The sequence below is a fragment of the Denitromonas iodatirespirans genome (assembly GCF_018524365.1).
GTDB lineage: Bacteria > Pseudomonadota > Gammaproteobacteria > Burkholderiales > Rhodocyclaceae > Nitrogeniibacter > Nitrogeniibacter iodatirespirans.
This window is the reverse complement of record NZ_JAEKFT010000007.1, coordinates 91,205-109,617: the sequence shown is the minus strand read 5'-3', so window position 1 is coordinate 109,617 and position 18,413 is coordinate 91,205. Positions and strand designations below refer to the sequence as shown.

Sequence of the window (18,413 nt, the reverse complement as noted above, 5' to 3'; positions counted from 1 at the left end):
CGCGCCGCGCGCACCGTGAGGTTTTGACCGACTGCAGCGAGTGCCTCATGACTCCCAGCTTTGATTTCCTCGCCGACGACCAGGCCAGTATCGACACCTTGCTGCATGATGTTTGCGAACAGGCGATCGACCTGCTCGCCGGCATGCCGTCGCGCCCCGTGGCCGGCGGCATCTCGCCGGCGGCGCCCGACGACACCGGCAATGGCGCCCGCGCCGCCCTCGCCGACTTCACTGCCCGCTATTCGGCCGGCCTGGCCGCCAGTGCCGGGCCGCGCTACTTCGGCTTCGTCACCGGCGGTGTGACGCCCGCCGCGCTGATCGGCGACTGGCTGGCGAGTGTCATCGACCAGAACGCCACCGGCTCGGCCGATTCCAACGCCGGCGCGCTGGAGCTGGAAACCCTCGCGCGCTTCCGCGACATGCTCGGCCTGCCCGATGCCTTCAACGGCGCCTTCGTGTCCGGCGCCACCATGGCCAATTTCGTCGGCCTGGCCACCGGCCGGCAATGGCTTGGTGCGCAGGCCGGGGTGGATGTCGCCGAGGCCGGCGTGGCGGCGCTGGGGCCGGTGCGGGTGCTCAGCGCCGGCGCGCATTCGAGCACCGTCAAGAGCTTGGCCATGCTCGGCCTGGGGCGGCAGAGCCTGCAGCGGGTGGCGGCCCTGCCGAACCGCGAGGCGATCGATGTAGCCGCGCTGACCGAGGCGCTGGCAGGGGCGCCCGGGCCGTGCATCGTGGTGGCCAATGCCGGCACGGTGAATACCTGCGATTTCGATGATCTGAACGCCATCGCCGCGCTCAAGGACCGCTTTGACTTCTGGCTGCATGTGGACGCCGCCTTCGCCGGCATCGCTGCGGCCAGCAAGCGCTACCGCCCACGCCTGGCCGGCTGGGAGGCGGCCGACTCGATCACCGTCGATTGCCACAAGTGGCTCAACGTGCCCTACGACTCGGCGGTGGCGCTGACCCGGCATCTGCCGTTGCAGGCCGAGGTCTTCCGCAACCAGGCGGCCTACCTGCGCGGCGAGATCGAGCCGGGCAACTTTCTGCAGCTGACGCCCGAGAACTCGCGCCGCCTGCGCGCGCTGCCGGCGTGGTTCGCGCTGCGCGCCTACGGCCGCGCCGGCATGGCGGCCATCGTCGAGCGCAACTGCGACCAGGCGCGCTGGTTGGGCGAGCGCATCGCGGGCGAGTCGCGCCTGCGCCTGCTGGCGCCGGTGACGCTCAACGGTTTCTGCTTCGCCCCGGTCGAGGGCGACGCCGCGGCCCTGCTGGCGCGCATCAACGCCTCGGGCGAGGTGTTCATGACGCCGACGGTGCTGTTCGGCCAGAACGCCATTCGCGGCGCCATCAGCAATTGGTCCACCACGCCAGCCGACATGGACCGCGTGTGGGCCGCGATCGAGGGGGCCTTGCTCGGCTGATCCTTTCCCGCCACCATCCGGACACCCTGACACGGAGCGCCACCATGCTGCTGACCCACCTCGGCCACACTCCCGATATCGATCCCGACGCCTGGGTGGCGCCGACCGCTACGGTCTGCGGCAAGGTGCGCATCGGCCCCGGCTGCCGCGTCATGCATGGCGCGCAGATCATCGCCGAAGGCAGCAGCATCGAACTGGGCGAATGCGTGATCGTGCTCGAGAACGCGGTGCTGCGCAGCACCGCCGATCATGCGCTGACGATCGGCAAGCATTGCCTGGTCGGGCCGGGCGCGCATGTGGTCGGCTGCACGGTGGCCGACGACGTGTTCATCGCCACCGGCGCTTCGGTGTTCCATGGCGCGCAGCTGGGGCCAGGTTGCGAGGTGCGCATCAATGCCGTGGTGCATCTGCGTACCGCGCTGCCGGCGGGCGAGACGGTGCCGATCGGCTGGGTGGCGGTGGGCGATCCGCTGCGCATCCTGCCGCCCGACCAGCACGAGGCGATCTGGGCAGCTCAGGCGCCGCTGAACTTCCCCAAATTCGTCTATGGCTTCGAGCGCGCCGAGGCGAGCATGGAGAAGATCACCCGCAAGCTGTCGGCCAGTCTCGGCAGCCATCGGGACGACGCGCCGGTCACACCGCCCGAGGCAGACTGACCCGCGCGCACAGGCCGCCGCCCTCGGCATTGGCCAGCACCACCTCGCCGCCCTGCGCGCGCAGCAAGTTGCGGGTGATCGCCAGGCCCAGGCCGGTGCCGCCGGTGTCGCGGTTGCGCGAGGCTTCGCGCCGGTAGAAGGGCTCGAACACGGCCTCGCGCTCGGTCTCGGGCAGGCCGGGGCCGTGGTCGCGGATGTCGATCTGCCAGCCGGCATCGGTGTCGGCCAGCGTGATGTCCACCCGCTCGCCGTATTTCACACCGTTGTCGATCAGGTTCCACAGCGCCCGGCGCAGGGCGTGCAGGCGGCCGGTGCAGGCCGTCGCGGCGCGGCCGGTAACGCTGACCGGCATGCCCATCTCTTCGGCTTCGAGGCGCAAGGTGTCGAGCAGGGCGTTGAGGTCGATGGGGCGGGGCGCTTCGTGGGATTCGAGGCTGCGCGCGTAGTCCAGCCCCTCGCGCACCAGCGCCTGCATGGCGTCGAGGTCGGCGTCGAAGCGGGTGCGGGTGACGGCGTCGTCGAGCATTTCGGTGCGCAGGCGCAGGCGGGTGATGGGGGTTTGCAGGTCGTGCGAGATGGCGGCGAGGATCTGGGTGCGCTCGGCCATGTGGTGGCGGATGCGGGTCTGCATCTGGTTGAAGGCATGCGCCGCCTCGCGCACTTCGCGTGGGCCGTCTTCGGGCAACGGGGCGCGCTCGGGGTTGTCGCCCAGCGCGCGGGCGGCTGCGGCCAGGCGCGACAACGGGCGGGTGGCGATGCGCACGGCCAGCCAGGTGAGCGCCATCACGCCGAGCACCAGCAGGGCGACGGCGGCGAACAGCCGGCCGCGTGGCATGAGGTTGGCCGGGGAGGTGAGGGTGACGCTGAAGGGCGTGCCGTCGGCGAGCGCGAGGCCGACATACAGCGCGGGGCGATGCTCGGGGCCGGACCATTCGCCGCGCAGCGTGAGCGGGCGGTCGCCGATCAGCGCGCGCAACAGGGCGACCGCTTCGTCGTCATCCAGGCGATCGCCGCTGTAGCCGCGCGCCGGCGGCGGCGTCAGCGCGAAACGGTAGTAGGGGCGGTCGAGCGTGGCCAGCCAGTCGGCGCGCTCGGCCGGCGGCAGGTAGTCCATCAGCCGCACCGCCGAGGCGACGTCGTGCGCCATCTGGGTGTACAGCTGTTGGCGCAGGGCGCGGCCGCTGGCACCGAGCGACAGGCCAAGGCTGACGGTGATCACCACCGCCAGGCCGAACAGCCAGATCAGCATCAGCCGGCGGAACAGGCTGTGGCCGCGGCGGGGTTTGCAGCGCCGGCTCATTCGGCTGCGCCGGCGACGGCGGCGGCCAGCACATAGCCTTCGCCGCGCACGGTCTTGAGGATGGCCGGCTCGCGCGCGTCGTCGCGCAGCCGGGCGCGCAGGCGGCTGACCAGGAGATCGATGGAGCGGTCGAAGGCGTCGGCCTCGCGCCCCTGGGTGAGTTCGAGCAGCTGGTCGCGGTTGAGCACGCGCTGCGGGTGGGCGAGGAAGACCGCCAGCAGGCGGTATTCGCCGCCGGTGAGCGGCACGGTGACGCCGTCGGGGGCGATCAGGTGGCGCTCGGCGGTGTCGAGCCGCCAGCCGGCGAAGTCCTGGTAGCGGCCATGGGTCGTCGGCTCGGCCAGGTTCGGCGGCAGGGCGCGGGTGCGGCGCAGTACGGCGCTGATGCGCGCCAGCAGCTCGCGTGGCACGAAGGGCTTGGCCAGGTAGTCGTCGGCGCCCATCTCCAGGCCGAGGATGCGGTCCATGTCGTCGCCACGGGCGGTGAGCATGAGGATGGGGATCTGCGAATCGACGCGCAGCCGGCGGCACAGGGCGAGGCCGTCCTCGCCGGGCAGCATGAGGTCGAGCACGATCAGGTCGACGCGATGCGCCGCCAGCGCGGCCTGCATCTGGCGGCCGTCGGCCACGGCGGTGCAGCGCAGGCCCTGGCGTTCGAGGTAGTCGCACAACAGGCTGCGGATCTCGCGGTCGTCATCGACGATGAGGATGTGGTCGGGGGTGTCGGTCAATTGGGCGCTCCGTGGTGGGGCGGTTATACCGCAGCGGGCCGGCCGCTTTGTATGCCAATGTATCAATCTCACCGGCCGATACACAGTCTTGCGCACCGGCGGGGGCCCAGACAAACGCGGCTTACATGGCCTGCCGATACTGGGGCCGTCGTCACCGTTGGGGTGACCCGCGACAGGAGCAGATCATGAAACGCAAGACCTGGATCATCGGCACGCTGGGCGTGCTGACGCTGGCCGGCCTGGGCGCCACGGCCGTGGTGGCGCGCGGCGGCGAGTGGTGCGAGCACCCGCCCATCGTACGCAAGACGACGGCCAAGCTCGACGGGCTCGAAGCCGCACTCAAGCTCACCCCGCAACAGCAGGGCGCCTGGGATACCTTCGAGGCGGCGCTGACTGCCAAGGCCGGCGATGTGGAAAAAGCCGTGGCCGACTGGCGCAGCACACCGATGCCGGCCACCGCGCTGGGGCGGCTCGACAAGCTGCAGCACGGGCTCGATCAGGGGCAGGCGCTGGTGAGCACCGTGACCGAGGCGACGAAGGCGCTCTACCCAGCGCTGGATGCCGACCAGCAGGCGGTGTTCGACCGGGAGTTCCGCTTCCGTCCGACGCACCGTCGTGGCTGGCATGGCGCGGAGGGCTGAGCATGCGGCCGCGACTCTTCCCCTTCCTCTTGATCGGCGTCGGCACGGTGTTCTTGCTGGCCAATCTCGGCGTGCTGCCGGCCCAGGCGCTGCGCGAGGCGGTGGCGACTTTCTGGCCGCTGATCCTGATCGCGCTGGGCGTGGCGGCGCTGTTCGGCCGTCACCGCCACTGCGGCCGACACCGCGCGGCGCGATGCGGTACTCAGACGTCGGAGACGCCGCCGGCGATGCCTGCCGATACGTTGGCCAAGTAGGCGTCGATCTCGGCATCCAGCCACTGGCTGAATTGCGCCACGCTGGCCCGTCCGGCGCTGCGCACCGGCCACACCAGCCAGTAGGGGGTGGTGTAGGGCACGCTGATGTCGGTGAGCTGCACCAGCTGGCCGTCCTGCAGGGCGCCGTGCACCAGCGACAGGCGCGACAGTGCCACGCCCTGGCCGCGGCGGGCGGCTTCGAGCACCAGGTTGGAGTCGTTGAAGTGCATGCCGTGCAGATCGTCCGCGGGCAGGCCGGCGGCCTCCTGCCAGGGGCGCCAGTTCTCGACGGACAGCAGCAAGGGCGCAGCCACCACCTCGGCCGGCGTGCGCGGCAGGCGTCCGCCCCGGAAGTGCGGTGCGGCCACCGCCACCAGGCGGTCGGCGAACAGCTCGCGCTGCTGCACCTTGTCCCAGCCGCCATGGCCCATGCGGATGGCCACATCGATGCCTTCGGCGTCGAGGTCGGCCACCCGCAGGCCGGCGCGCACGGAGAGTTTGAGGTCCGGATAGGCCGAGGTGAAATGCGGCAGGCGCGGTACCAGCCAGTGCGCGCCGAAGGACGGGATGGTGCCGATCACCAGCTCGTCGTCGCGGGACTGGGCCAGGAAGGAGCCGGTGGCACGCGACAGGTCGGACAGGGCATAGCGCACCTGCATGGCGTAGACGCGACCGTTTTCGTTCACCGCCAGGCGCTTGCCGCGGCGGTCGAACAGCTGCTGGCCGAGTGTGTCTTCGAGCGCGCGCAGCTGGTGGCTGATGGCGCTGTGGGTGAGGTGCAGCTCGGCGGCGGCCTTGACCACGCTGCCGAGCCGGGCGACGGCTTCGAAGGCGCGCAGGGCGGACAGCGGTGGAATCCGTGGCATGTGAGCATCCTTCACATTGTTGTCGAATCCTTATCGATATACGTCGCCCCGACGCCACGATAGAGTGATTCCGAAGTTGATTTTGAAACGACGGTCACATTGTAGCGGAGGTGGGAATGACAACATGCTTGGTGATCCCGGGCCTCGGCGGTTCCGGGCCGACCCATTGGCAAAGCCACTGGGCGCGGGCGCTGCCGCAGGTGCGCCGGGTGGTGCAGGATGACTGGGATGCGCCTCAGCGCAAGGCCTGGGTGGCGACCTTGGCAGCGGCGGTCGACAGCTGCCGCGACGACGTGGTGCTGATCGCCCACAGCCTGGGCTGCGCGCTGGTGGCACACTGGGCGCGCCAGCACGGCGGCCGGGTGCGCGGCGCGCTGCTGGTGGCACCGGCCGATGTGGACTCGCCGGCTCACACGCCGGCAGAGGTGCGCGGCTTCGCGCCGATGCCCTTGCGGCCGCTGCCGTTTGCCTCCATCGTGGTGGCCAGCCGCAACGACCCCTATGTGCCGATGGCGCGGGCGCGCCAGTTTGCCGACTGCTGGGGCAGCCGCTTCGAAGACATCGGCGATGCCGGCCACATCAACGCCGATGCCGGGCTGGGCAATTGGCCCGACGGCCTGGCGCTGCTCGATACCCTGTGCGCCGCGGCGCTGACCGATTGAATGATTCCAAGGAGAGACCACGATGTACACGCTGTATTTCGGCAACAAGAACTACTCGTCCTGGTCGCTGCGGCCGTGGCTGCTGCTCAAGCATTTCGAGATCCCCTTCGAGGAGCACCAGGTGCAAGTCAGCGGCAAGGGGGCACATGCTGCCCACCGTGCCTATTCGGCCAACGGCCTGGTGCCGTGCCTGCATGTGGATGGCTTCCAGGTGTGGGATACGCTGGCGATTGCCGAATTCCTCGCCGAGCGTCACCCCGGGCTGTGGCCGGACGATGCGCTGGCCCGGGCGCGGGCGCGCAGTGTGTCGTGCGAGATGCATTCGGGCTTCGGCGCGGTGCGCAGTGCGATGCCGATGAACATCAAGCTGCGTCTCAAGGGCAAGACGCCGAGCGCCGAGGTGCAGGCCGACATCGACCGCATCGTGGCGATCTGGACCGAGGCGCGCACGCAGTTCGCCGGAGACGGCGGGCCGTGGCTGTTCGGCCGCTTCTCGGTGGCCGACGCGATGTTCGCGCCGGTGGTGCAGCGCTTTGCCACCTACAACGTCGAGCTGCCGCCGGTGGCCGCCGCCTATCGCGACGCGATGCTGGCGCATCCGGCGATGGTCGCGTGGGCGGATGCGGCGCTGGCCGAGACCGTGGCGCTGCCGGCCTACGATGCGGTGGCCGACAGTTATGGCGGCCCGCGTTGAGGGTGGGGCGCCCGCCCGTCGGGTCGCGGGCGTGCCGATCCCCGATGGCGCAGGTCTACGGGGGGTGCGACTGACGCCGGTGAGGCGGTCGATCGGCCGCTGACCGGCACGCAGGTCGACACAAAACACAAGGGCCGTTCGCAAGCGAACGGCCCTTGTGTTGTCGGCGCCGGCCTGATCGGGCCGGCAACGCGACAGCGGCTTAGTGGAACTGCTCTTCTTCGGTCGAACCGGTCAGCGCCTTGACGCTGGACGAGCCGCCCTGGATCACGGTGGTGACATCGTCGAAGTAGCCCGCGCCCACTTCCTGCTGGTGCGACACGAAGGTGTAGCCCTTTTCGCGTGCGGCGAATTCCGGCTCCTGCACCATCTCGGTGTAGTGCTTCATGCCTTCGCCCTGGGCATAGGCATGGGCGAACTGGAAGGTGTTGTACCAATTGACATGGATGCCGGCCAGGGTGATGAACTGGTACTTGTAGCCCATGGCGGACAGCTCGTCCTGGAACTTGGCGATGGTCGCGTCGTCCAGGTTCTTCTTCCAGTTGAAGGACGGCGAGCAGTTGTAGGACAGCAGCTTGCCCGGGCAGGCGGCATGCACGGCCTGCGCGAACTCGCGGGCAAAGCCCAGGTCCGGCGTGCCGGTTTCGCACCACACCAGGTCGGCGTAGGGGGCATAGGCCACGCCGCGGCTGATGGCCTGCTCCAGACCGTTCTTGACGCGGTAGAAGCCTTCCTGGGTGCGCTCACCGGTGAGGAAGGGCTTGTCGTTGGCGTCGTAGTCGCTGGTGATCAGGTTGGCGGCTTCGGCATCGGTACGGGCCAGGATCAGCGTCGGCACGCCCATCACGTCGGCGGCAAAGCGCGCGGCGGTCAGCTTCTCGATGGCTTCGCGGGTCGGCACCAGCACCTTGCCACCCATGTGGCCGCACTTCTTGACGGCGGCCAGCTGGTCTTCGAAGTGCACCCCGGCGGCACCGGCGGCGATCATGTTCTTCATCAGTTCGAAGGCGTTCAGCACGCCGCCGAAACCGGCTTCCGCGTCGGCGACGATCGGCAGGAAGTAATCGACGAAGCCTTCGTCACCCGGGTTGATGCCACGCGACCACTGGATCTCGTCGGCACGCTTGAAGGTGTTGTTGATGCGGCGAACCATGGTCGGCACCGAGTCGTAGGCATACAGCGACTGGTCGGGGTACATGGTTTCGGAGGTGTTGCCGTCGGCGGCGACCTGCCAGCCGGACAGATACACGGCTTCGAGGCCGGCCTTGGCCTGCTGCATGGCCTGACCGGCGGTGATGGCGCCGAAGGCATTCACGTAGCCTTTCTTGGCGCCGCCGTTCACTTTTTCCCACAGCTTTTCGGCACCGCGCTGGGCCAGCGTGTACTCGGGCTGCAGGCTGCCGCGCAGACGGACCACGTCTTCGGCGCTGTAACCGCGCTTGACGCTCTTCCAGCGGCTGTTTTCTGCCCAGTCTTTTTTCAGGGCGGCGATTTGCTGATCACGGGATTGGGACATGATGATTTCCTTGTGTTGCGATGAAAACAGGGAGGGAGCCTGTCGTTGTGGGCCGTCGGGCGGTGCTTCACCAACGAACGACCTGAAGCATCCGGCTGTGGAAAAATTATAGGCGCCTTTTTGCACAGCAGCAATAGGTCTTATATAAGATATAAGAAAAAAATAGTTGTTGTTTTTCAGACTATTAGATGTCGTGTTTCGCAATACGAAAGGCTTTTCGTCCCTGTGAAATCATTTTTGGTGCTGATGCACCGAAGTTTCGGCTGACGCGCCGACGGTCAGCTCAGTGCCCGGCTCGCGACGATCACGCCGTCTTCGTCGGCATAGAGATGTTCGCCGGGGGTGAAGGTGACCCCGCCGAAAGTCACCGGAATGTCGGCGTCGCCGGCGCCTTTCTTGACGCTCTTGCGCGGATGGGTGTCCAGCGCGAAGACGCCGACGGGCATGTGGCCGATGGCCTTGGCGTCCCGGATGCAGCCATAGACGACGATGCCGGCCCACCCGTTGTTGACCGCCAGCACGGCGAGCTGGTCGCCGACCATCGCGCAGCGCATCGAGCCGCCGCCGTCGATGACCAGCACGCGGCCGTTGCCGGCGCCCTCCAGGGCGGTGCGCACCAGGCTGTTGTCCTCGAACACCTTCAGCGTGGCGATCGGCCCGTGAAACGCGCTCTTGCCGCCAAAGCTGCGAAACATCGGGGAAACGACGCGGACGTCGGCATCGAACTGGTCGCACAGATCGGCATTCTGGAAGCTCATGGTCCTCTCCTGGGCAGTGAATGTGGCCGGCAGTTTAGCAGGGCCGCAGACAAAAAAAGGGCGGCTCGATGAGCCGCCCGATGCCGTGTGACACGGATTCAGTGGGTGTGTGCCAGGGCCTCGTCCAGCGTGAGGATCACCTTCTCCTCGTCGTCGAGGTCGATGGTCACTCGGCCGCCGTTGGCCAGCCGCCCGAATAGCAACTCGTCGGCCAGCGCCGAGCGGATGGTGTCCTGGATCAGGCGCGCCATCGGGCGGGCGCCCATCAGCGGATCGAAGCCTTCGGCCGCCAGCCAGGTGCGCAGCTTGTCGGAGAAGGTGGCTTCGACCTTCTTCTCGTGCAGCTGGGCCTCGAGCTGGGTGAGGAACTTGTCGACAACGCGCAGGATGATCTCGTTGTCCAGCGGCCGGAAGGAGATGGTGGCGTCCAGCCGGTTGCGGAATTCGGGCGAGAACATGCGCTTGATGTCGGCCATCTCGTCGCCGCTCTCGCGCTTGGCCGCGAAGCCCATCACCGTCTTCTGCATCGCCTCGGCGCCCGCGTTGGTGGTCATGATGAGGATCACGTTGCGGAAGTCGGCCTGGCGACCGTTGTTGTCGGTGAGGGTGCCGTGGTCCATCACCTGCAGCAGGATGTTGAAGATGTCCGGATGCGCCTTTTCGATCTCGTCGAGCAGCAGCACGCAGTGCGGCTTCTTGGTGATGGCCTCGGTCAGCAGACCGCCCTGGTCGAAGCCGACATAGCCCGGGGGCGCGCCGATCAGTCGGCTGACGGCATGGCGCTCCATGTACTCGGACATGTCGAAGCGCTCCAGCTCGATGCCCAGCGTGTAGGCGAGCTGGCGCGCCACCTCGGTCTTGCCAACCCCGGTGGGGCCGCTGAACAGGAAGCTGCCGATCGGCCGGCCCGGGCTGCCCAGGCCGGAGCGCGACATCTTGATCGCCTTGGCCAGCGCGTCGATGGCCTGGTCCTGGCCGAACACCACGTTCTTGAGATCGCGGTCGAGCGTCTTGAGCGCGGCCTTGTCGTCATTGGACACGGTGCGCGGCGGGATGCGGGCGATCTTGGCCACGATCTCCTCGACCTCGCCCTTGCCGATGGTCTTGCGCTGCTTGGACTTGGGCAGGATGCGCTGGGCGGCGCCAGCCTCGTCGATGACGTCGATGGCCTTGTCGGGCAGGTGACGGTCGTTGATGTACTTGGCCGACAGCTCGGCGGCCGAGGCCAGCGCGGCCGACGAATAGCGCACCTTGTGGTGTTCCTCGAAGCGGCTCTTGAGCCCCTTGAGGATTTCCACCGTTTCGGCAATCGAGGGCTCGGGCACGTCGATCTTCTGGAAGCGCCGTGACAGGGCGTGGTCTTTTTCGAAGATCTGACGGAATTCGCTGTAGGTGGTCGCGCCGATGCACTTGAGCTGGCCGCTGGAGAGCGCCGGCTTGAGCAGGTTGGACGCGTCGAGCGTGCCGCCCGAGGCCGCGCCGGCCCCGATCAGCGTGTGGATCTCGTCGATGAAGAGGATCGAGTTCTCGTTTTCGAGCAACTGCTTGAGCACGGCCTTGAGCCGCTGCTCGAAATCGCCGCGGTACTTGGTACCGGCCAGCAGGGCGCCCATGTCGAGTGCGTAGACCTGCGCATCGACGAGCACGTCGGGAATGCGTCCCTCGACCACGCGGCGTGCCAAGCCTTCGGCGATGGCCGTCTTGCCGACGCCGGCCTCACCGACCAGCAGCGGGTTGTTCTTGCGCCGCCGGCACAGCGTCTGGATGACGCGCTCGATTTCCTTGTCGCGCCCGATCAACGGGTCGATCTTGCCCATCAGCGCCTGCTGGTTCAGGTTCTGGGTGAAGTTCTCCAGGGCGCCGCCCGGCTGGGTGCCCTCGACTTCTTGGGCTTCCTGCTCGGGGTCCTGGCCCTTGGGCGTTTCGGGCGCGTTGCCGTGACCGCCCTTGGCGATGCCGTGCGAGATGAAATTCACCACGTCGAGGCGTGACACCTCCTGGCGCTGCAGGAAATACACCGCGTGCGATTCCTTCTCGCCGAAGATCGCCACCAGCACATTGGCGCCGGTGACTTCCTTCTTGCCGGACGACTGCACATGCAGGATGGCGCGCTGAATCACGCGCTGGAATCCCAGGGTCGGTTGGGTGTCGATTTCCTCGTCGCCACCGACCGTGGGGGTGTGTTCGCCGATGAATTCGACCAGCTCGCGGCGCAGCGCCTCGATATTGGCCGAGCAGGCCCGAAGCACTTCGGCCGCAGACGGGTTGTCGAGCAGGGCCAGCAGCAGGTGTTCCACGGTAATGAACTCATGCCGCTTCTGGCGCGCCTCGACAAAGGCCATGTGAAGGCTGACTTCCAGTTCTTGCGCAATCATTCTCAGTTCTCCTCCATCACACAGGCCAAAGGATGTTGATGTTGCCTGGCATGAGCGATGACCTGCTCGACCTTGGTCGCCGCGATGTCCTTCGGAAACGTTCCGCACTCGCCGCGCCCTTCCGTATGGACTTGGAGCATGACACGGGTTGCGCGTTCGCGATCCATGGCAAAAAAACGTTGCAGTACGCTGACGACGAAATCCATCGGCGTGAAGTCGTCATTGAGCAGAAGCACTTTGTACATGCGCGGCGGACCAACGCGTGTCTTCTCCGCTTCAAGTAAAGAATCGTCTTGTTTCCTGACTGCCATGAGAGCCATTCTAATGGAGCGCTATGGGATGGCAAGCCGGCGTTAGGTCGGCCCGTGAACAAAGTTTCGATCCAAAATTCTTGCGTCATCGGTGGTGCGCCGCGTACACCTGTGTTGATTAGGAAAAACCTATATAAAACAAGGGTAATTGATGATGCCGTCGGCGCCTGCCCGCGGCGGCTTCAACGAATTGCTGCGCTGCACATGGCGAGGGTGCCAGGAAGTGCTTGACGGCGGGTGGAGATATGGGTAAAAGCTGACGCGTACCTTTCGCGTCGATTGGCGGTTTCAGAACACCGACCCTTCGATTGACCAGGGGGATCGGCCCGGCTCACGGGCGTATCATTGATGTAATCGCGAGGAAATAGGCAACATGGCAACTGGTACTGTTAAGTGGTTCAACGACGCCAAAGGTTTTGGTTTTATCACCCCTGATGACGGCAGCGAAGATCTGTTCGCGCACTTCTCCGCCATCAACATGAACGGTTTCAAATCGCTCAAAGAAGGTGACAAGGTCACTTTCGAAGTGACGCAGGGTCCGAAGGGCAAACAAGCCTCGAACATCCAGCGTGGCTAATTCTGCCTAGGCAGAATGCGTTGAAAAAAGCTGCCCCCGGGCAGCTTTTTTTTGCTCCGCCGGCGCGGGGGAGAAAAGCAAAGGCCCGCCAATGGCGGGCCTTTGATCGAAACCGGCTGGGCGAACCCGGCAGCTGAGGGATTACTTCAGCTTGGTTTCCTTGTACATCACGTGCTTGCGAACGACCGGATCGAATTTCTTCAATTCCAGCTTCTCGGGCATCGTGCGCTTGTTCTTGTTGGTGGTGTAGAAGTGTCCGGTGCCAGCACTGGACTCGAGCTTGATTTTTTCGCGACCGCCTTTGGCCATGTCAGTCTCCGTCTAGTGAGCTGGGTTAGATTTTGGCGCCAGCGGCGCGCAGATCGGCCACGACCACGTCGACGCCTTTCTTGTCGATGGTGCGCAGGCCGGCGCTCGAGACGCGCAGGCGAATCCAGCGGTTTTCAGCCTCGCTCCAGAACTTGCGGTACTGCAGGTTCGGCAAAAAGCGACGCTTGGTCTTGTTTTGGGCGTGGGAAACATTGTTGCCCACCATCGGTGCCTTACCGGTCACTTGGCAAACGCGAGCCATGGTTGTGCTCCAGGGAAATCGGTTTTCGAAAAGCCGCCGAGTGTACAACACTCAGGGCTTGGAATTCAAGGACTTGTTTTCAAAAGACGAAAACTACAGCAGTCCGCTTTCAGCAAACGACGTGATCCTCGCCTGCGTGACGACGAAATGGTCGAGCACGCGCACGTCGATCAGCGCCAGCGCACTGCGCAAATCCCGTGTGAGCGCCTGGTCGGCCGCGCTGGGGGTGGCGTTGCCGGACGGATGGTTGTGCGCCAGGATCACCGCCGCGGCATTGTGCGTGAGCGCGAATTTTACGACTTCCCGCGGATAGACGCTCGTTTGTGTGAGGGTGCCCCGAAACAGGGTTTCGGCGAGGATCAACCGGTTCTGCGCGTCGAGCAGCAGCACCATGAACACTTCATGGGGCAGGGCGCCCAGGTGCAGGCGCAGCCAGTGACGCACGGCCTCGGGAGCACTGAGGACATCACCCTCGCCGATGTCTTCGGCCAGCGCGCGCCGGGCGATCTCCATGACCGCCTGCAACTGGGCATACTTGGCCAGGCCCATGCCGGGAAAGGCGGCGAAGGCATCGCGCCTGGCGTGACACAGGCCGGAGAGCGTGCCGAAGTGGGCAATCAGGTCGCGAGCGAGATCGACGGCGCTTTTTCCGCGCACCCCGACACGCAGGAAAATGGCCAGCAGTTCGGCATCCGACAAGGCCGCTGCGCCGCGCTGAATCAGCTTCTCCCGCGGGCGCTCGCCAGCGGGCCAATCGGTGATGGCCATGCAGTACAATCCTCGCTCAGGCTGGAATCAGCGCTCAGTATATGTGATTGTCATGATTGAACTGAAGGGCAGGAAGATCATCCTCGGCGTCACCGGCGGCGTGGCGGCATACAAGGCCGCCGAATTGACACGGCTGATGGTCAAATCGGGTGCCAGCGTGCATGTGGTGCTCAGTGAGGGCGGCGCTCGTTTCGTCACCCCGGTGACCTTTCAGGCGCTCAGCGGCCATCCGGTGTGGACCGACCTGTGGGATCCGCGCATGGCCAACAACATGGCGCACATCGATCTCACGCGCGACGCCGACGGCATCATCGTGGCGCCGGCCACGGCCGACTTCATGGCCCGCCTGGTGCAGGGCCGCTGCGACGATCTGCTCACCACGCTGTGCCTGGCGCGCGATTGCCCGCTGATGGTGGCGCCGGCGATGAACCGCCAGATGTGGTTGCATCCGGCCACCCAGCGCAATGCGCGGCAGCTGGCCGATGACGGCGTCGAGTTGCTGGGGCCCGACGAGGGGGAACAGGCCTGTGGCGAGGTCGGCCTGGGGCGCATGCTCGAACCCGAGGTGCTGTGCGAGGCCGTCATCCACCATTTCGAAGCCAAGTGCCTGGCCGGGCGCAAGGTGGTGCTGACGGCGGGGCCGACCTTCGAGGCGATCGATCCGGTGCGTGGCATCACCAACAGCAGCTCCGGCAAGATGGGGTACGCGCTGGCGCGGGCCTGCGCCCAGACCGGCGCCGAGGTTGTGCTGGTGAGCGGGCCGGTGGCCCTGCCGACGCCCTATGGTGTCCGGCGCATCGATGTGCAGTCGGCGCTGGCGATGCGCGACGCGGTCTCCGCCAGCATCGAGGATGCCGACGTGTTCATCGGCGTGGCGGCGGTGGCGGACTACCGCCCGGCGACGCCGGCCGAGCACAAGATCAAGAAGTCGGGCGAGGCGATGAGCATCACGCTGACCCCGAATCCCGACATCCTGGCCGAGGTGGCCGCGCGGCCGAATCCGCCGTTCTGCGTCGGTTTTGCTGCCGAGAGCCGCGATCTGGATACCTATGCCGAGGGCAAGCGCCGCAACAAGCGCCTGCCGATGGTGGTCGGCAACCTGGTCCAAGACGGCTTGGGCCAGGACGACAACCAGGTCATCATTTATGACGATGCCGGCCGCCACCCCGTGCCGCGCGCGGCCAAGGACAACCTGGCGCGCAGCATCGTCAAGCATCTGGCCGACCTGCTGGCGGCCCGTCGAACCCTGTGAGGAAGCCACATGCACCCGATTGACGTCATCCTGCTCGACGAGCGCCTCAAAACCCATCCGCCGGCCTATGCCACGCCGGGCGCGGCCGGGTTGGACCTGCGTGCCTGCATCGACCTGCCGCTGGAGCTGATGCCTGGCGATACCGTGCTGGTGCCCACCGGCATGGCCATTCATCTGGACGATCCGGGTCTGGCGGCGATGATCCTGCCGCGCTCGGGGCTGGGCCACAAGCACGGCATCGTGCTGGGCAATCTGGTGGGCCTGATCGATTCCGACTACCAGGGGCAGATCTTCGTCTCCACCTGGAACCGCGGCAAACATCCGTTCAAGATCGAGCCGATGGAGCGCATCGCGCAGCTGGTGGTGGTGCCGGTGCTGCAGGCCACCTTCAACGTGGTCGAGCAGTTCGCCGCCTCGACGCGTGGCGCCGGCGGTTTCGGCAGCACCGGATCGAGATGACGGCTGCGTCGGCCGGCATCCCGACCGGTGTGCATGTGCTGTTCGAGCGCGATGGCGCGGTGCTGCTGATGCGCCGGGCCAATACCGGCTTCTTCGACGGGCTGTTCAGTCTGCCGGGCGGCCATGTGGAGCCGGGCGAGTCGATCCGCATGGCGGCGATCCGCGAGATGGCCGAAGAGCTCGACGTGTGCATCGACGCCGCCGACCTGGATCTGGTCGGCGTGGTGCACCGCCTGTCCGACACCAACCGTATCGATTTTTTCCTGCGGGCCCATCGCTGGCGCGGCGAGCCGCGTCGTGCCGAGCCGGACAAGTGCGATGCCTTGCTGTGGGCGCCGCCGCACGCCGTGCCCGGCAACACCGTCACCTATATCCGCGATGCGCTGGCCTGTGAGTTGCCGGCACCCTGGGTCGTGGAGCAGGGCTGGCCGGGCGTTTCGTTCTAACCCAGCGTATCGGCCCAGATGTTGCGCGCCCAGGCCTGGGCAGCCGCGGCCTCCGCCGGGCTGGCCACGGCCGACAGACCGCCGGCACCCTCGACCGGCAGAAAGGTGTTTTCCGCCGCATCGAAGCGGTGCACCGACGCCACATGCATGGCGCTGTCGCTGCCGACGAAGCTGTAGCAGGTATTCATCACCATCGGTGCCGGGTTGGGCGGCTGATCGGCCAGCATCTGCAGGATGGCCGCCGCAGCGACCTTGGCTTGCTGATTGGCCATGTGGCCCGACTTGGGCATGCGCGGTGCCGGCAAGGCGGCATCGCCGATCACATGCACGTTCGGCATGTCCGCGACCTCCGTGGTGAGCCAGTTCACCGGCACCCAGCGGCCATTGGCCAGGTGGCTGCCGATCAGGTCGGCCACGCGGCCGGCACGCTGCGGCGGGATCACGTTGAGCACGTCGGCCTTCACATCCTCGAACTCCAGCCGGGCGGTGCGCGTGGCAGCATCGACCGACAGCAGCTGGTTGTTCGGGCGGTACTCGATCATGTTGGGGTAGCGGGCCTTCCAGGCGGCGAGGAAGAGGCCCTTTTTGGACTGGATGTCGGCATTGGCGTCGAGCACCAGCACCTTGGCCCGCGGCTTGTGGCGCAGGCAGTAGTCGGCCACCAGGCTGGCGCGCTCATAGGGGCCCGGCGGGCAGCGGAAGGGCGCCTTGGGGATGTGGATGGCGAAGACGCCGCCTTCGGGCATGGCCGCCAGCTGGCGATGCAGCAGAAGGGTCTGCTCGCCGGCCTTCCAGGCATGCGGAATGCGATCTTCGTGGCCGGCCAGGCCTTCGACGGCCTCGGTCATGAAGTCGATCCCCGGCGACAGTAGCAGCCGGTCGTAGTGCAGACGTTCGCCGCCGGCCAGACGCACTTCACGCGCGACAGTGTCGATCGCGGTGACGCTGTCGTGCACGAGGCGCACGCCGTGGCGGTCGCGCAGGCCGGCGTAGTCGTGCGTGATGTGAGCCATCGACTGCAGACCGCCGATGACCAGGTTGGACATCGGGCAGGAGATGAAGCGGGCGTTGCGCTCGACGAGGGTGACGCGTACGCGCCCGTCGCTCCACAGGCGCAGGTATTTGGCGGCGCTGGCGCCGCCGAAGCCGCCGCCGACCACCACCACATGGGCCTTGCGGGCGGAGGCGCCGAGCGAGGCGCAGCCGGGCAGGGCGGCCGCGGCGGTGGTGGCGCCCAGGGCGGTCAGAAAATGGCGTCGATCGATCATGGCCTCAGTTCCGTGCGCTCGGGCGCTGGGCCGCGAAATAGGTGGCGATCTGCGCCAGTTGCTCGGGGGTGTAGCCCCTGGCGATCTGATGCATGATGGTGGCGGGCTTCTCGCCGCTGCGGAAGGCTTCGAGCTTGCGCAGCAGGGTGTCGCGCGGCACCCCAGCGAGGGACTCGGTGCCGCCCGCGCTGTGGCCGTTCGTGCCGTGGCAGTTGGCGCAGGTGGCCGCCAGGCTGCGCGCGGTGGTGTCCGCCATGCCCTGGGCATGCGCCGGTGCCGCGGCCGCCCACATGCCCGCGAGGGAAAGAATCCAGATCCGTTTCAACATCGCCTCCTGATCGCCTGCCGGTCGGCCGACATGATACCGGCTGATGCCGTGATGGCACGGCTTGTGGCACGATAGGCCGACATGGGGCGAGGGTGACACAGGGATGGATCAGGCGAGGCGGAGGGTACTCAAGGGCGGGGGGGCGGTCGGCGTGCTGACTTGGCTGGGCGCGGCGGGTGTCGTGTCTTTCCCCGCGCATGCTGCCGAGCCGGTGTTCGCCATCCATGGCGTGGCTGCGGTGATGGAGGCGCTGGGCGCTGCCGGTGCGACCGAGAGTGCCGCGGTCGAGATTCACGCGGCGGAGATCGTCGAGAACGGTGCCATGGTGCCGGTGGAGGTGGTCTCGCGTGTGCCGGCCTCGCGCCAGATCGCGTTGCTGGTCGATCAGAATCCGACCACGCTGGCGGCGCTGTTCGACCTGCCCGAGGGCACTGCGCCCCAACTGCAGACGCGCATCAAGATGGCCAAGACCAGCCATGTGATTGCCTTGGTCGAGGCCGAGGGCGGCTTTCATGTGGCCCGGCGCGAGATCAAGATCGTGCAGGGCGGTTGCGCTTGA

The 18,413-nt window shown here is 66.9% G+C and carries 23 protein-coding genes; 11 read left to right on the top strand and 12 right to left on the bottom strand.

Annotated elements, in window-relative coordinates; all coding sequences use genetic code 11:
• The first annotated feature begins 47 nt into the window (after window positions 1–47).
• A complete protein-coding gene (locus I8J34_RS08505) occupies window positions 48–1,421 on the top strand; it encodes a pyridoxal phosphate-dependent decarboxylase family protein (protein WP_214360970.1) in 1,374 nt (457 codons plus the stop codon).
• 44 nt (window positions 1,422–1,465) lie between these two features.
• On the top strand, window positions 1,466–2,077 hold the full coding sequence (locus I8J34_RS08500; protein ID WP_214360969.1) for a gamma carbonic anhydrase family protein: 612 nt from the start codon (window positions 1,466–1,468) through the stop codon (window positions 2,075–2,077).
• Here the strand turns inward: I8J34_RS08500 and I8J34_RS08495 are convergent.
• Together I8J34_RS08495 and I8J34_RS08490 are read right to left on the bottom strand one after the other, a co-directional pair.
• Window positions 2,055–3,377, bottom strand: coding sequence for a sensor histidine kinase (locus I8J34_RS08495; RefSeq protein ID WP_214360968.1), 1,323 nt, complete (start codon window positions 3,375–3,377; stop codon window positions 2,055–2,057). The two genes, I8J34_RS08500 and I8J34_RS08495, sit on opposite strands and share 23 nt — an antisense overlap.
• Window positions 3,374–4,108 (bottom strand): response regulator, encoded by a 735-nt coding sequence (locus tag I8J34_RS08490; protein WP_214360967.1) that lies wholly within the window; start codon window positions 4,106–4,108, stop codon window positions 3,374–3,376. Before I8J34_RS08490 ends, I8J34_RS08495 begins: the two co-directional genes overlap by 4 nt.
• A gap of 185 nt (window positions 4,109–4,293) precedes the next feature.
• Here I8J34_RS08490 and I8J34_RS08485 point away from each other — a divergent pair, with 185 nt between their 5' ends.
• The gene (locus I8J34_RS08485; protein ID WP_214360966.1) at window positions 4,294–4,749 is read left to right on the top strand and encodes a Spy/CpxP family protein refolding chaperone; all 456 of its coding nucleotides are present in this window, start codon (window positions 4,294–4,296) and stop codon (window positions 4,747–4,749) included.
• 2 nt (window positions 4,750–4,751) lie between these two features.
• Window positions 4,752–5,003, top strand: coding sequence for a LiaI-LiaF-like domain-containing protein (locus I8J34_RS08480; RefSeq protein WP_214360965.1), 252 nt, complete (start codon window positions 4,752–4,754; stop codon window positions 5,001–5,003).
• Here I8J34_RS08480 and gcvA read toward each other — a convergent pair.
• Window positions 4,952–5,869, bottom strand: coding sequence for a transcriptional regulator GcvA (gene gcvA / locus I8J34_RS08475; RefSeq protein WP_214360964.1), 918 nt, complete (start codon window positions 5,867–5,869; stop codon window positions 4,952–4,954). The genes I8J34_RS08480 and gcvA overlap by 52 nt on opposite strands.
• Window positions 5,870–5,985: 116 nt before the next feature.
• Between gcvA and I8J34_RS08470 the strand changes: the two genes are divergently transcribed.
• Entirely contained in the window at window positions 5,986–6,531 is a 546-nt protein-coding gene (locus tag I8J34_RS08470) for an RBBP9/YdeN family alpha/beta hydrolase (RefSeq protein WP_214360963.1), read from the top strand.
• Window positions 6,532–6,553: 22 nt separating this feature from the next.
• The gene (locus tag I8J34_RS08465) at window positions 6,554–7,225 is read left to right on the top strand and encodes a glutathione S-transferase family protein (protein ID WP_214360962.1); all 672 of its coding nucleotides are present in this window, start codon (window positions 6,554–6,556) and stop codon (window positions 7,223–7,225) included.
• A gap of 202 nt (window positions 7,226–7,427) precedes the next feature.
• Here the strand turns inward: I8J34_RS08465 and aceA are convergent, their stop codons facing one another.
• The 4 genes from aceA to clpS all read right to left on the bottom strand — a co-directional run bounded on the left by aceA (window position 7,428) and on the right by clpS (window position 12,185).
• The gene (aceA, locus tag I8J34_RS08460; protein WP_214360961.1) at window positions 7,428–8,741 is read right to left on the bottom strand and encodes an isocitrate lyase; all 1,314 of its coding nucleotides are present in this window, start codon (window positions 8,739–8,741) and stop codon (window positions 7,428–7,430) included.
• Window positions 8,742–9,019: 278 nt separating this feature from the next.
• Window positions 9,020–9,499, bottom strand: a complete 480-nt coding sequence (gene rraA, locus I8J34_RS08455) for a ribonuclease E activity regulator RraA (RefSeq protein WP_214360960.1) — start codon at window positions 9,497–9,499, stop codon at window positions 9,020–9,022.
• Window positions 9,500–9,597: 98 nt separating this feature from the next.
• Window positions 9,598–11,874: an ATP-dependent Clp protease ATP-binding subunit ClpA gene (gene clpA / locus I8J34_RS08450; RefSeq protein ID WP_214360959.1), complete on the bottom strand. Its 2,277-nt coding sequence runs from the start codon at window positions 11,872–11,874 to the stop codon at window positions 9,598–9,600.
• Between the two features lie 2 nt (window positions 11,875–11,876).
• Complete coding sequence (gene clpS, locus I8J34_RS08445) at window positions 11,877–12,185, bottom strand: ATP-dependent Clp protease adapter ClpS (protein WP_214360958.1); 309 nt, start codon at window positions 12,183–12,185, stop codon at window positions 11,877–11,879.
• A gap of 373 nt (window positions 12,186–12,558) precedes the next feature.
• Here clpS and I8J34_RS08440 point away from each other — a divergent pair, with 373 nt between their 5' ends.
• Entirely contained in the window at window positions 12,559–12,762 is a 204-nt protein-coding gene (locus tag I8J34_RS08440) for a cold-shock protein (RefSeq protein ID WP_144179836.1), read from the top strand.
• A 141-nt stretch (window positions 12,763–12,903) separates the two neighbouring features.
• Here I8J34_RS08440 and rpmG read toward each other — a convergent pair whose 3' ends face one another.
• The 3 genes from rpmG to radC all read right to left on the bottom strand — a co-directional run bounded on the left by rpmG (window position 12,904) and on the right by radC (window position 14,101).
• A complete protein-coding gene (gene rpmG / locus I8J34_RS08435) occupies window positions 12,904–13,071 on the bottom strand; it encodes a 50S ribosomal protein L33 (protein ID WP_144179834.1) in 168 nt (55 codons plus the stop codon).
• A 25-nt stretch (window positions 13,072–13,096) separates the two neighbouring features.
• Complete coding sequence (gene rpmB / locus I8J34_RS08430) at window positions 13,097–13,333, bottom strand: 50S ribosomal protein L28 (RefSeq protein ID WP_214360957.1); 237 nt, start codon at window positions 13,331–13,333, stop codon at window positions 13,097–13,099.
• Between the two features lie 93 nt (window positions 13,334–13,426).
• Entirely contained in the window at window positions 13,427–14,101 is a 675-nt protein-coding gene (gene radC, locus I8J34_RS08425; RefSeq protein ID WP_214360956.1) for a RadC family protein, read from the bottom strand.
• 52 nt (window positions 14,102–14,153) lie between these two features.
• On the opposite strand from radC, the gene coaBC reads away from it, so the two are divergent.
• From coaBC to I8J34_RS08410, 3 genes are read left to right on the top strand one after another with little or no spacing between them, the layout of a single operon-like run.
• Window positions 14,154–15,353 carry a bifunctional phosphopantothenoylcysteine decarboxylase/phosphopantothenate--cysteine ligase CoaBC gene (gene coaBC, locus I8J34_RS08420; protein ID WP_214360955.1) on the top strand — a complete coding sequence of 400 codons (1,200 nt, stop codon included), beginning with the start codon at window positions 14,154–14,156 and terminating at the stop codon, window positions 15,351–15,353.
• A gap of 9 nt (window positions 15,354–15,362) precedes the next feature.
• The gene (gene dut / locus I8J34_RS08415; RefSeq protein WP_214360954.1) at window positions 15,363–15,812 is read left to right on the top strand and encodes a dUTP diphosphatase; all 450 of its coding nucleotides are present in this window, start codon (window positions 15,363–15,365) and stop codon (window positions 15,810–15,812) included.
• Window positions 15,809–16,258: an NUDIX hydrolase gene (locus I8J34_RS08410; protein WP_214360953.1), complete on the top strand. Its 450-nt coding sequence runs from the start codon at window positions 15,809–15,811 to the stop codon at window positions 16,256–16,258. The genes dut and I8J34_RS08410 overlap by 4 nt, the downstream gene beginning before the upstream one ends.
• Here the strand turns inward: I8J34_RS08410 and I8J34_RS08405 are convergent.
• Both I8J34_RS08405 and I8J34_RS08400 read right to left on the bottom strand, forming a co-directional pair.
• On the bottom strand, window positions 16,255–17,526 hold the full coding sequence (locus I8J34_RS08405; protein ID WP_214360952.1) for an NAD(P)/FAD-dependent oxidoreductase: 1,272 nt from the start codon (window positions 17,524–17,526) through the stop codon (window positions 16,255–16,257). The genes I8J34_RS08410 and I8J34_RS08405 overlap by 4 nt on opposite strands.
• Window positions 17,527–17,530: 4 nt before the next feature.
• A complete protein-coding gene (locus I8J34_RS08400) occupies window positions 17,531–17,854 on the bottom strand; it encodes a c-type cytochrome (RefSeq protein WP_214360951.1) in 324 nt (107 codons plus the stop codon).
• 103 nt (window positions 17,855–17,957) lie between these two features.
• Between I8J34_RS08400 and I8J34_RS08395 the strand changes: the two genes are divergently transcribed.
• Entirely contained in the window at window positions 17,958–18,413 is a 456-nt protein-coding gene (locus I8J34_RS08395; protein ID WP_214360950.1) for a thiosulfate oxidation carrier protein SoxY, read from the top strand.